At 70.9% G+C, this 12,403-nt stretch carries 11 protein-coding genes; 2 read left to right on the top strand and 9 right to left on the bottom strand.

The window, feature by feature from the left end; translation table 11 throughout:
* Nucleotides 1–2 precede the first annotated feature (2 nt).
* Nucleotides 3–713 (bottom strand): MBL fold metallo-hydrolase, encoded by a 711-nt coding sequence (locus ACFXGI_RS35760; RefSeq protein ID WP_384716242.1) that lies wholly within the window; start codon nucleotides 711–713, stop codon nucleotides 3–5.
* A 163-nt stretch (nucleotides 714–876) separates the two neighbouring features.
* Here ACFXGI_RS35760 and ACFXGI_RS35765 point away from each other — a divergent pair, with 163 nt between their 5' ends.
* Nucleotides 877–1,659: a peptidylprolyl isomerase gene (locus ACFXGI_RS35765; RefSeq protein WP_384716245.1), complete on the top strand. Its 783-nt coding sequence runs from the start codon at nucleotides 877–879 to the stop codon at nucleotides 1,657–1,659.
* 190 nt (nucleotides 1,660–1,849) lie between these two features.
* The gene (locus ACFXGI_RS35770) at nucleotides 1,850–3,079 is read left to right on the top strand and encodes a DUF349 domain-containing protein (RefSeq protein ID WP_384716248.1); all 1,230 of its coding nucleotides are present in this window, start codon (nucleotides 1,850–1,852) and stop codon (nucleotides 3,077–3,079) included.
* An 86-nt stretch (nucleotides 3,080–3,165) separates the two neighbouring features.
* Here the strand turns inward: ACFXGI_RS35770 and ACFXGI_RS35775 are convergent, their stop codons facing one another.
* The 8 genes from ACFXGI_RS35775 to ruvC all read right to left on the bottom strand — a co-directional run bounded on the left by ACFXGI_RS35775 (nucleotide 3,166) and on the right by ruvC (nucleotide 12,317).
* Nucleotides 3,166–5,604, bottom strand: coding sequence for a RelA/SpoT family protein (locus tag ACFXGI_RS35775; RefSeq protein ID WP_384716250.1), 2,439 nt, complete (start codon nucleotides 5,602–5,604; stop codon nucleotides 3,166–3,168).
* Between the two features lie 214 nt (nucleotides 5,605–5,818).
* Nucleotides 5,819–6,370, bottom strand: a complete 552-nt coding sequence (locus ACFXGI_RS35780; protein WP_229341436.1) for an adenine phosphoribosyltransferase — start codon at nucleotides 6,368–6,370, stop codon at nucleotides 5,819–5,821.
* Nucleotides 6,367–7,425, bottom strand: a complete 1,059-nt coding sequence (gene secF, locus ACFXGI_RS35785) for a protein translocase subunit SecF (protein WP_384716253.1) — start codon at nucleotides 7,423–7,425, stop codon at nucleotides 6,367–6,369. Before secF ends, ACFXGI_RS35780 begins: the two co-directional genes overlap by 4 nt.
* 3 nt (nucleotides 7,426–7,428) lie before the next feature.
* Nucleotides 7,429–9,222 (bottom strand): protein translocase subunit SecD, encoded by a 1,794-nt coding sequence (gene secD, locus ACFXGI_RS35790; protein WP_384716256.1) that lies wholly within the window; start codon nucleotides 9,220–9,222, stop codon nucleotides 7,429–7,431.
* Between the two features lie 153 nt (nucleotides 9,223–9,375).
* On the bottom strand, nucleotides 9,376–9,879 hold the full coding sequence (yajC, locus tag ACFXGI_RS35795) for a preprotein translocase subunit YajC (RefSeq protein ID WP_384716259.1): 504 nt from the start codon (nucleotides 9,877–9,879) through the stop codon (nucleotides 9,376–9,378).
* Nucleotides 9,880–10,043: 164 nt separating this feature from the next.
* On the bottom strand, nucleotides 10,044–11,105 hold the full coding sequence (ruvB, locus tag ACFXGI_RS35800) for a Holliday junction branch migration DNA helicase RuvB (protein WP_384716261.1): 1,062 nt from the start codon (nucleotides 11,103–11,105) through the stop codon (nucleotides 10,044–10,046).
* 64 nt (nucleotides 11,106–11,169) lie between these two features.
* On the bottom strand, nucleotides 11,170–11,790 hold the full coding sequence (gene ruvA, locus ACFXGI_RS35805) for a Holliday junction branch migration protein RuvA (RefSeq protein ID WP_384716264.1): 621 nt from the start codon (nucleotides 11,788–11,790) through the stop codon (nucleotides 11,170–11,172).
* The gene (ruvC, locus tag ACFXGI_RS35810; RefSeq protein WP_384716267.1) at nucleotides 11,787–12,317 is read right to left on the bottom strand and encodes a crossover junction endodeoxyribonuclease RuvC; all 531 of its coding nucleotides are present in this window, start codon (nucleotides 12,315–12,317) and stop codon (nucleotides 11,787–11,789) included. The genes ruvA and ruvC overlap by 4 nt, the downstream gene beginning before the upstream one ends.
* Between the last annotated feature and the right edge of the window lie 86 nt (nucleotides 12,318–12,403).

The raw sequence follows: 12,403 nt of genomic DNA on the forward strand, positions 1-12,403 counted from the left end.
CGTCACATTCCTCGTCGTGGAGACGTGAAGCCGTCTCCCAGGCCGGCGGCCACCTGCCGCAGGTACGGGTTGGTGGCGCGCTCACGGCCAATGGTCGTGTGCTCGTTGTGACCGGGCAGCACCACGGTCGAGTCGTCGAGCGGCAGGCACACGCGGGCCAGCGACTCGAGCATGTCGGCGTGGCTGCCGCCCGGGAAGTCGGTACGTCCGATGGAGCCGGCGAAGAGCAGGTCGCCCGAGAACAGCAGCGGGGGGATGTCCCCCGCCTCGGACATCCCGAAGGTCACCGACCCCCTGGTATGCCCGGGCGCGTGCGACACGGTGAGCTCCATGCCCGCCAGCGCCAGCTTCGCTCCGTCGGTGAGCTCCTTCACGTCGGAGGGCTCCCCCACCGTGAGCTCGCCCATCAGCTGCGCTCCGAGTGAGCGGCCCAGCGCCTTCTCCGGGTCGCTCATCATGAAGCGGTCCTCGGGGTGGATCCAGGCCGGTACGTCGTGGGCTCCGCACACCGGGACCACCGAGGCCACATGATCGATGTGGCCGTGGGTGAGGACGACCGCGACGGGCTTGAGCCGATGCTTCCTCAGCGTCTCCTCGACACCCTGGGTGGCCTGGTGGCCCGGGTCGATGATGACGCACTCCTCACCGGCGGCGGGGGCGACCACGTAACAGTTGGTCCCCCAGGCCCCGGCGGGGAACCCGGCAATCAGCACGTTCGTCCTCAATCGTCGTCCGGCGGGAGCTTCGGCAGCGGCCGAGATCGGAATGCCGCTGCTCAGAGCCTACCGGCGCCGCTCGTTCCACAGCGAACCCATATACGGTACGGCCTAACCGAGCCCGGACAGCGGTGCCATACACGTACAAGGAGACGACCCGGTGGTCACGAGCGATCAGCGGCGGCGACAGCTCGCCAGGGAGAAGTACGAGCGCCAGCAGAAGCGCCGGGCCGAGGCCCGCCGCAAGGGGCGGCAGCGGGCGGCGGTGATCGGCGCGGCGGTGGCCGTGGTGGTCGCGACGCTGGTGGGCCTCGTCGTGGGCGGTGTCTTCGACAAGGACAAGAAGGACAGCGCGGCGGATCCGGCGGCGAACCCGTCGGCCTCGCCGTCGGCGAAGCAGTCGCCCGCCCCGGCGATGGCGATCGACAAGAACGCGAAGTACACGTTCGACCTGAAGACCACCGCGGGTGAGATCAAGTTCGAGATGGACGCGGCGAAGACGCCTGAGACCGTCAACTCGTTCAAGGCGCTCGCGGACAAGGGCTTCTTCGACAACACCAAGTGCCACCGCCTGACCACCTCCGGGATCTTCGTGCTGCAGTGCGGCGACCCGGAGGGCACCGGCATGGGCGGCCCCGGCTACACCATCGCGGACGAGAACCTCGACTCGCTGGGCAAGCCGAACGAGCAGGGCCAGGTGATCTACCCGGCGGGCACGGTGGCGATGGCCAATACCGGTCAGCCGCACAGCGGCGGCAGCCAGTTCTTCCTGGTCTACAAGGACAGCCCGCTGGCTCCGTCGTACACGCCGTTCGGCAAGATCGACGCGGCGGGTCTGAAGGCGCTGGAGGAGGTGGCCAAGGCCGGTACGGCCGACGGCGGCCAGGACGGGGCCCCGAAGACCCCGGTGACCGTCCAGAAGGGCGCCGTCACCCGGAACTGACGGGCTCCGGCGGCCTGGGGCCCGGCCGGCGTCCGGCCCGTACGGCGATATTCCGTCGTGCGGGATGCGGACAGCCGGCCCGGCGGTCGCCTATGTTTGCGTTGTGCAGGGCGGGCGCTGCCCGCCCCAGGAAACTGTGGACGATGCCCAGGGGGTGAACCCCTCGCAGGCATCAGGTGGAGGAGGCGCTGTGAGCAGCGACCCGTGGGGCCGCGTCGACGAGACGGGCACCGTGTACGTGCGTACTGCCGAGGGCGAGATGGTCGTCGGCTCCTGGCAGGCGGGCACCCCCGAGGAGGCCCTGGCCTACTTCGAGCGCAAGTACGAGGGCCTGGTGGTCGAGATCGGCCTCCTCGAACGGCGGGTACGGACCACCGATCTGTCCGCCAAGGACGCGCAGACGGCCATCGACCACCTGCGCACGCAGGTGGAGGAGCACCACGCCGTGGGCGACCTCGACGCCCTGCGCGTCCGGCTGGACAAGCTGGTCGCGACCGTGGACTCGCGGCGCGAGGAGCGCAAGGTCCAGAAGGCCAAGCAGACGGACGAGGCCCGTGCGGCCAAGGACGCGCTGGTGGCCGAGGCCGAGCAGCTGGCGCAGAGCGACCAGTGGCGCAGTGCGGGCGAGCGGCTGCGGGCCCTGGTGGACACCTGGAAGGGTCTGCCGCGCCTGGACCGCAAGTCGGACGACGAGCTGTGGCACCGCTTCTCGCACGCCCGTTCCGCCTTCTCCAAGCGCCGCAAGGCGCACTTCGCCTCGCTCGACGCGCAGCGCGAGGACGCCCGCAAGGTCAAGGAGAAGCTGGTCGCGGAGGCCGAGTCGCTGTCGAAGTCGACCGACTGGGGTCCGACGGCCGCCCGCTACCGCGAGCTGATGGCTGACTGGAAGGCGGCGGGCCGGGCGCAGCGCGAGTCCGAGGACGATCTGTGGAACCGTTTCCGCGGTGCGCAGGACGTGTTCTTCGAGGCGCGCGGCGAGGTGTTCGCGGAGCGCGACGCCGAGCAGGTGGAGAACCTGAAGCTGAAGGAGGAGCTGGCCGACGAGGCCGAGAAGCTCGTCCCGATCACGGACCTGAAGGCGGCCCGCGCCGCGTTCCGCTCCCTCAACGAGCGCTGGGAGGGCATCGGCCACGTACCGCGCGACGCCCGGCCGAAGGTCGAGGGCCGGATGCACGCGGTGGAGCGGGCGATCCAGGAGACCGAGGAGGGCGAGTGGCGTCGTACGAACCCGGAGGCGCGGGCCCGTGCGGCCGGTCTGACGGGCCAGCTCCAGGCGGCGGTCGACAAGCTGCGTGAGCAGGTCGACGCGGCCCGGGCCGCGGGCAACAACGCGAAGGCCGACAAGCTCTCGCGCGAGCTGGAGGGCCGCCAGGCCCTGCTGGACCAGGCCCTGAAGGGCTTGGAGGAGTTCGGCGGCTAGTCACGGCCCGTACGTGCCCGAGGGCCCCGGTACGCGATTGCGTACCGGGGCCCTCGTACGTGCGCTGCGCGCGCTCGGGCGGCCGGCTACGGCCGCCGGGCCGAGGTGACGCGGTAGACGTCGTAGACGCCCTCGACGCCCCGTACGGCCTTCAGGACGTGGCCCAGGTGCTTGGGGTCGCCCATCTCGAAGGTGAAGCGGGAGGTGGCCACACGGTCGCGCGAGGTCTGGACGGCCGCCGAGAGGATGTTCACGTGCTGGTCCGACAGGACCCGCGTGACGTCGGACAGCAGCCGGGACCGGTCCAGCGCCTCGACCTGGATGGCGACCAGGAAGACCGAGGACTGGGTGGGCGCCCATTCGACTTCCAGCATCCGCTCGGGCTCCTGGGAGAGGGAGTCCACGTTGACGCAGTCCGCCCGGTGGACCGATACGCCGCTGCCGCGCGTGACGAAGCCGACGATCGGGTCGCCCGGGACCGGGGTGCAGCAGCGGGCCAGCTTGACCCACACGTCGTCGACGCCCTTGACGACCACACCCGGGTCGGCGTTCTTGCGGCGCGTGCCCCGGGTCCGGGAGGGCGGGACGCTCTCCTCGATGTCCTCGTTGGCCGCTTCCTCGCCGCCGAGGGCCTGCACCAGCTTCTGCACGACGCCCTGCGCGGCCACGTGGCCCTCGCCGATCGCCGCGTACAGGGAGGAGATGTCGGGGTAGCGCATCTCGTGCGCGAGCGTGACGAGCGAGTCGCCGGTCAGGATGCGCTGGATCGGCAGGTTCTGCTTGCGCATGGCCCGCGCGATGGCGTCCTTGCCGTGCTCGATGGCCTCCTCGCGGCGCTCCTTGGAGAACCAGGCGCGGATCTTGTTGCGGGCCCGCGGGGACTTGACGAAGCCCAGCCAGTCGCGCGAGGGGCCCGCGCCCTCGGCCTTGGAGGTGAAGACCTCGACGAGGTCGCCGTTGTCCAGGGTCGATTCGAGCGGGACGAGGCGGCCGTTGACGCGGGCGCCTATGGTCCGGTGGCCGACCTCGGTGTGGACGGCGTACGCGAAGTCCACCGGGGTGGCTCCGGCGGGCAGCGCGATGACGTCGCCCTTGGGCGTGAAGACGAAGACCTCGTTGCGGGAGAGGTCGAAGCGCAGCGAGTCGAGGAACTCGCCCGGGTCCTCGGTCTCCTTCTGCCAGTCCAGCAGCTGGCGCAGCCAGGCCATGTCGTTGACCGTGTCCTGGCCGGCGCTGCCCTTGGCGGCCTGCGGGACGTCGGTGCGGACCTTGGAGGTGCCGGCGACGGTCTGCTGCTTGTACTTCCAGTGCGCGGCGATGCCGTACTCGGCGCGGCGGTGCATGTCGAAGGTGCGGATCTGCAGCTCGACGGGCTTGCCGCTGGGTCCGATGACCGTCGTGTGGAGCGACTGGTACATGTTGAACTTGGGCATCGCGATGTAGTCCTTGAACCGGCCGGGGACCGGGTTCCAGCGCGCGTGCACCGTGCCGAGGGCCGCGTAGCAGTCCCGGACGGTGTCGACGAGGACGCGGATGCCCACCAGGTCGTAGATCTCCGCGAAGTCACGGCCTCGGACGATCATCTTCTGGTAGACGCTGTAGTAGTGCTTGGGGCGGCCGGTGACGGTGGCCTTGATGCGGGCGGCGCGGAGGTCGGTCTGGACCTCGTCGGTGACGACGGTGAGGTACTCGTCGCGCTTGGGCGCGCGCTCGGCGACGAGGCGGACGATCTCGTCGTACATCTTCGGGTAGAGGATCGCGAAGGAGAGGTCCTCGAGCTCCCACTTGATCGTGTTCATGCCCAGCCGGTGCGCGAGCGGGGCGTAGATCTCGAGGGTCTCGCGGGCCTTCTTCTCCTGCTTCTCCCGCTTGAGGTAGCGCATGGTGCGCATGTTGTGCAGGCGGTCGGCGAGCTTGATGACCAGGACGCGGGGGTCCTTGGCCATGGCGACGACCATTTTGCGTACGGTCTCGGCCTGTGCGGCCTCGCCGAACTTGACCCGGTCGAGCTTGGTGACGCCGTCCACGAGCAGGGCCACGGCGTCGCCGAAGTCGCGGCGCAGGTCCTCCAGCCCGTACTCGGTGTCCTCGACGGTGTCGTGCAGCAGACCGGCCATCAGGGTGGCCGGGTCCATGCCGAGCTCGGCGAGGATGGTGGTCACGGCGAGCGGGTGGGTGATGTACGGGTCGCCGCTCTTGCGCTTCTGACCTCGGTGCCAGCGCTCGGCGACCTGGTACGCCTGCTCGATCTGGCGCAGCGTGGCCGTCTCGATCTTCGGGTCGTTGCTGCGGACTATGCGGAGCAGGGGTTCCAGTACCGGGTTGTACGGGTTGGAACGCTGGACGCCGAGGCGGGCGAGCCGGGCGCGCACGCGGTTGGAGGAACCGGCCGACTTCGCGGGCGCCGACTTCGCGGGCGCGGGCTTCACGGGCGGGGCCGGCGGGGGCGTGGCGGCGGGCGTCGCGGCCCGCTCGGCCTGCGGGTCGGGCTGCGCGGCGGAGAGTGGCTGGACCTCGTCTGGCAAGAGCGCTCCTCTGGGGGTCCCCCCGGACGAAGTGCGGGGGAGGATCCGGTGCCCGTGTCCGGTCCGGACAACCCATGGTAGCGAGGGTTCGGCCCCCTCGTTCCGCGAGCCCCTTCCCGCCCGGGGCTCGCGGCCGGCCCTCGCCGCGGCGGCGCGCACGAAAGCGGCGGGCACCCGGAAGGACCGGATGCCCGCCGCTTCGGCGGAGCTGGGGTCAGACGACGATCAGGGCGTCCAGTGGGGCGCCCGCGAGGGCGCCGCCCAGTCGTTCGCGGCCCGGCAGGAACGACAGCTCCATCAGGACCGCCACCCCGGCGACCTCCGCCCCGGCCCGCCGGATCAGCGAGAGCGAGGCTTCGGCGGTGCCGCCGGTGGCCAGGACGTCGTCGATGACCATGACCCGGTCACCGGCCGACAGGTCCTCGGCGTGGACCTCGATCTCCGCCGTCCCGTACTCCAGCTCGTACGACTGCGCGAGCGTCGCACCCGGCAGCTTCCCGGCCTTGCGCACCGGCACGAAGCCGATGCCCGCCTGGACCGCCACGGGCGCCGCGAGGATGAACCCGCGCGCCTCCAGCCCGACGATCTTCGTCGCGCCGTACTGCCCGGCCAGCTCCACCAGCGCGTCCGTCAGGGCCGCGAAGGCCTTCGGGTCGGCCAGCAGCGGGGTGATGTCCTTGAACATCACGCCCGGCTTCGGGTAGTCCGCCACGTCCTTGATCCGGCCGAGCAGCAGCTCGCGCGCCTCGGGGGACAGCGTGCTCACCGGCGCCGCCCGGCGCGGCCCTGGGCCACGACCTGGGGGGCGTCGGCGGCCTCGAAGCCCTCGTCCTCCGGGGACTCGCCCTTGGCCGCCGCGGCCGCCCGCTTGGCGAGCACCCGCTTCTTCAGCGCCTTCATCGCCGGCTCGCGCTCCTTGAGGTCCACGACCAGCGGGGTCGCGATGAAGATCGAGGAGTACGCACCGGCCGCGAGGCCGACGAACAGCGACAGCGAGATGTCGTTCAGCATGCCGGCGTCCAGGAGGCCGCCGCCGATGAAGAGCAGCGCGCCGACCGGGAGCAGCGCCACGACGGTGGTGTTGATCGAGCGGACCAGGGTGCCGTTGATGCTGCGGTTGGCGACCTCGCTGAACGTGTAGCGGGTCTGCTTGGTGATGTCCTTCGAGCCCTCCTTCAGACCGTCGAAGACGACGACGGTGTCGTAGAGGGAGTAACCGAGGATCGTCAGCAGACCGATCACGGTGCCCGGCGTGACCTCGAAGCCGACCAGCGCGTACACGCCGACGGTGATGGTGAGGTCGTGGATCAGGGCGATCAGCGCGGCGACCGCCATCCGCCACTCGAAGGCGATGGCGAGGTAGATCACCACGAGGACCATGAAGATGCCGAGGCCGGTCCACGCCTTGTTCGCGATCTGGTCACCCCAGCTGGGGCCGACCAGGTCCGCGTTGATGTCGGTCTCGGGCACCTTGAGGTCGGCCGCGAGCTTGGTCTTGACGGCGTTGGCCTGAGCGGGGTCCAGGCTGGAGATCTGGATGCGCAGGGTGCCGTTGCCGAGCTTCTGGACGATCGCCTGGTGGCCGGCGGCCTTCTCGGCGTCGTCGGTGGCCTGGGTCACCGACACCGCGGTCTTCGGGGTGGTGAAGACGGCACCGCCCTTGAACTCGATGCCCATGTTGAGGCCCTGAACGGCCAGGGCCACGATCGCCGTGATGGTGATCAGGATGGAAACGCCGTACCAGACGAAACGCTTGCCGACGAAGTCGTAGCCGACCTCACCGCGGTACAGCTTGGCGCCGAGATCTCCCAGCTTCGACATCTCTCACGCCTCCTTTACGTCGACGGGAGCGGTGACGGAACCGGAACCGGTACCGGAGCCGGTGCGGCAGGACCGGCGCAGCGGCGGCTTGGCGCCGAGCCGCTTCGGGTCCAGGCCGGACCAGGGGTGGCCGCTGGAGAAGAACTTCGTACGGGCGAGCAGCGTCATGATCGGCTTGGTGAAGAGGAACACCACGACCACGTCGAGCAGGGTGGTCAGACCCAGGGTGAAGGCGAAGCCCTGCACCTTGCCGACGGTGACGATGAACAGCACCGCGGCGGCCAGGAACGACACGAAGTCGGAGACCAGGATGGTGCGCCGGGCGCGCGGCCAGGCCCGCTCCACGGCGGGACGCAGGGTGCGGCCCTCGCGGATCTCGTCGCGGATGCGTTCGAAGTAGACGATGAACGAGTCCGCCGTGATGCCGATCGCGACGATCGCACCGCAGACGGCGGGCAGGTTCAGCGCGAAGCCGATGCCCTTTCCGAGCAGCGCCATGATCGTGTAGGTGAGGATCGCGGACACCAGGAGGCTGATGATGGCGATGAAGGCCAGGCCCCGGTAGTACGCGAGCAGGTAGATCACCACGAGGATGAGGCCGATGGCACCGGCGATGAGGCCGGCCTTCAGCTGCTCGCTGCCGAGCGCGGCGGTCACGGTGGTGACGCTGTCCTCCTGGAAGGTCAGCGGCAGGGCGCCGTACGAGAGCATGTTGCCCAGGTCCATCGCGGACTGCTGCGTGAAGCCGCCGGAGATCTCGGCGTTGCCGCCGGTCAGCGCCTGGCTGACGGACGGGTCGGAGACGACCTCGCCGTCGAGCACGATCGCGAACTGGTTCTGCGGCATCTGCTTGGTGGCGAGCTCACCGGTGATCTTGGCGAACTTGTCGGCGCCCTTGTCGGTGAACTGTATGGTGACGATCCACTGCCCCGTCTGGGGGTTGATCTGTCCCTTGGCGTCCTTCACGTCCGTACCGGACACACCGACCGGGCCGAGGATCCACTTGCCCCAGGTGTCTCCGCGCTTGCCACAGGCGACCGTCGCGTCCTCGGGCTTGACGCCCTTGCCGGCCGCGGCGCGCTGCGTCTCGTTGGTGCAGTCCAGCGCCGCGAACTTCGCCTGGAGGTCGGCGGCGGCCGCCTCCACGCCCGTCGGGGCCGGGGTGGGGGCCGGAGCCTTGTCGTCTGCCTTCTTCGACTCGCTCGCCGAGGGCGAGGGAGAGGCGGTGGCGGCCGGGGCCTTGAGGGCCTCGCTGAGCACACGGCCCTGGGAAGTGGCGCTGGACGACGGGGTGGCCGGGGTGCCGGGCTTGCCGCTGCCCTCGGCCTTCGGGGCGCCGGAGCTGCTCGCGGACGGGCTCGGCGTGGCCTGGGGGGCCGCGGGGGCGCCGTCGGCGAAGGCCAGGACCGGGCGGAAGTACAGCTGGGCGGTGGTACCGACCTGCTCGCGGGCCTGCTTCTCGTTCGTCCCCTTGGGGATGTTCACGATGATGTGGTCGCGGCCCTGCGTCTGGACCTCGGCCTCCGACACGCCGAGACCGTTGACGCGGCGTTCGATGATGCCGACCGCCGTGGTCATGTTGGTCTCGTTGATCGCGTCCGGCTTGCCGGGCTCGCTCTTGGCCTTGAGCGTGATGCTCGTACCGCCCGCGAGGTCGATGCCGAGGCGGGGAGTCGTCTGCTTCGTGAGGAACATCCCCGCGGTGAGCGCCACCATCGCGATCAGGATGATCGCCAGGGCACGCCCCGGCCTCCCCTGAGCCCCCGTGGGCCGCCGGCCCTTCTTCGGTGCTGCCACCTTGTCGTATCTCCCTGTCCAACCGCCCCGCGCCGGGTCAGCGCGCGGACGGCCACGAAATGTGTAGTGGGGACCCCTGCCCCCCGCAGAAGTGTCACTGACGGGGACCGCGGCGGCCGCCGGTCAGGCGCCTCCTCGGTCCCCGGCCGCGCGCTACTTCGCGCCGGCCTCGCCGTCGGCCTTGCCGTCCTTGGGCTCCTCGCCCTTGGTCTCGCCGTCCTTCGGCTCGTCGGCCTTGGGCTCGTCCTTCTTGCCCAGGTCGAGCTTCGGCGCGTCGGTCCCGGCCTCGTCCGCGGTCTTGTCCGCGTCCTTGTCCAGGGTGAGCGAGGAGGCGTCGTCCGGGACGACCGGCGTGTCGATCGTCAGATCATCACCGATGCCGTGGACGATGCGGTTGTACTCCGCGTCATCGAGGACGGCGCCGATGGAGTTCTTCGCGTAGATCGCGTGAACACCGGGGGCCACTTCGAGGGTGATGGTGTCCTCGCCGATCTCCTTCACGGTGGCGTACATGCCGCCAATGGTGCGGACACCGGTGCCGGGCACCAAGTGGTCACGCATCTGCGCGGCCGCCTGCTGCTTCTTCTTCGCGGAGCGGGTCATCAGGAACATCGCCCCGATGAGCACGATGAACGGGAGGAGTGTCACGAGATTCACGGGACGGAGATCCTTCGCACGACCGCACGGGAGACGGTCAATTTCTACGGGGGTGGGCATGCCGACCTGAAGGGTCGGCATCGGCGGAGTCTAGGCGAGTCCGCACCGATGGAACAACGCCCAGCATGGCACCGCAGTTCCTGACCGGGCGAACCTCCGCGCCGTCAGGCCCCGAACAAGCCCTGTTGTCCGCTTGATCCACTCCCGTGCGGCGCCGGCGGGACAAGCCCCAGGTGAGCCCATGCGGCGGGGGTCGCGACCCGGCCGCGCGGGGTACGGGCCAGCAGGCCTTCCCGTACGAGGAACGGCTCGGCGACCTCCTCGACGGTCTCCCGCTCCTCGCCGACGGCGACGGCGAGGGTCGACAGCCCCACGGGGCCGCCGCCGAACAGCTTGAGCAGGGCTTCGAGCACCGCGCGGTCGAGGCGGTCGAGGCCGCGCGCGTCCACCTCGTACACCTGCAGGGCCGTGCAGGCCACCTCGCGGGTGATCACCCCGTCCGCCCTGACCTGCGCGTAGTCGCGGACACGGCGCAGCAGCCGGTTGGCGATGCGCGGGGTGCCGCGGGAGCGGCCGGCGATCTCGGCGGCGCCGGCCGTGTCGATCTCCACGTCGAGGAGGCGGGCGGAGCGGTGGATGACGCGTTCCAGCTCCTCGGGGGCGTAGAACTCCATGTGCCCGGTGAAGCCGAAGCGGTCGCGCAGCGGGGGCGGGAGCAGGCCGGCCCGGGTCGTCGCCCCGACGAGGGTGAACGGCGGCAGCTCCAGCGGGATGGCGGTGGCCCCGGGCCCCTTGCCGACGATCACGTCGACGCGGAAGTCCTCCATGGCCATGTAGAGCATCTCCTCGGCGGGCCGGGACATGCGGTGGATCTCGTCGAGGAAGAGGACCTCGCCCTCCTGGAGGGAGGAGAGGATCGCGGCGAGATCGCCGGCGTGCTGGATGGCGGGGCCGGAGGTGATCCGGATGGGCGCGCCCATCTCGGCGGCGATGATCATGGAGAGGGTGGTCTTGCCGAGACCGGGTGCGCCGGAGAGCAGCACGTGATCGGCGGTGGCGCCGCGCTGGCGGGCCGCCTTCAGCACCAGGTCGAGCTGCTGGCGGACCTTCTCCTGGCCGACGAACTCGCCGAGGTCCTTGGGCCGCAGGGCGGCCTCGACGGCCGTGTCCTCGCCGTCCGCGGCCGCCGCCACGATCCGGTCGTCGCTCTCGTCATCCCAGTTCACGCTGTCAGTCTGCCTTCTCGGTCGTGCGGTGGTTGCTGCCGGACCCGGCGCGGCGGCGCACCGGTCAGCGGGTGCGGTTCAGGGTCTGGAGGGCCGCCCGCAGGAGCTGCGGGACCGGGGCCGAGCCGCCGGAGGCGATGGCCGCCTCCGCCTGGGGGGTGACCGCCGTGACGGCCTCCTCGGCCTCCCGGGAGGCGTAGCCCAGGCCGATGAGGGCCGCCGCCAGTTGTTCCGTCCACGGCGCCGGACCCGCCGCCACGGGGGCGCGCTGCGCGCCCACCAGCGGTGCGCCCAGCTTGTCCTTCAGTTCGAGCAGCAGCTTCTGGGCGCCCTTCTTGCCGATGCCCGGGACCGCCGTGAGGGATTTCTCGTCCCCGGTCGAGACCGCCAGGCGCAGCGCGTCCGGGCTGTGCACCCCGAGCATCGCCTGCGCCAGGCGCGGCCCCACCCCGCTCGCCGTCTGCAGCAGTTCGAAGACCTGCCGTTCGTCGTCGTCGGCGAAGCCGTACAGCGTCAGCGAGTCCTCCCGTACGACCAGGGACGTGGCCAGCCGTGCCTTCTCCCCCATCCGCAGGCCGGCGATGGTGTTCGGCGTGCAGTGCACGGCCATGCCCACCCCCGCGACCTCGATCACGGCCAGGGTGGGGGCGAGCGCGGCGACGGGGCCGCTGACGAAGGCGATCATGAGGGGCGGCCTTTCGAGGCGTGCAGGGCGACCGCCTGCTGGAGGCGGTTCTGGGCGGGGGCCCGCCAGATGTGGCAGATGGCGAGGGCGAGGGCGTCCGCGGCGTCGGCCGGCTTGGGCGGGGCGGACAGCCGCAGCAGCCGGGTCACCATCGCACCGACCTGCGCCTTGTCGGCCCGGCCGGAGCCGGTGACGGCGGCCTTGACCTCACTGGGAGTGTGCAGGGCGACCGGTATCCCGCGGCGCGCGGCGCACAGCATGGCGACGGCGCTCGCCTGGGCGGTGCCCATCACGGTGCTGACGTTGTGCTGGCTGAACACCCGCTCCACGGCGACGACTTCGGGCCGGTGCTCATCGAGCCACTCCTCGATGCCCTGCTCGATCGCGACGAGCCGGTTCCCCAACTCCGCGTCCGCGGGCGTCCGTACGACCCCCACCGCGAGCATGGTCAGCGGGCGGCCGGCGACACCCTCGACCACGCCGACACCGCACCGGGTCAGCCCCGGGTCCACGCCGAGTACGCGCACGCCTCCCACTCTCCTTCGACAGCCAGTGCGTGCAGGCTAACCGGTGGCACTGACAAAGCGGCGGGCCGGCGGGGTGTGTCCCCGCC

The organism is Streptomyces sp. NPDC059355 (genome assembly GCF_042752335.1).
In the GTDB taxonomy this organism is placed as follows: Bacteria; Actinomycetota; Actinomycetes; order Streptomycetales; family Streptomycetaceae; genus Streptomyces.

Coding starts and splice junctions, on each gene's coding strand:
- ruvA (WP_384716264.1), bottom strand. CDS start 11,790: ATGATCGCCTTCGTCAGCGGCCCCGTCGCCGCGCTCGCCCCCACCCTG.
- secF (WP_384716253.1), bottom strand. CDS start 7,425: ATGTCGAAGCTGGGAGATCTCGGCGCCAAGCTGTACCGCGGTGAGGTC.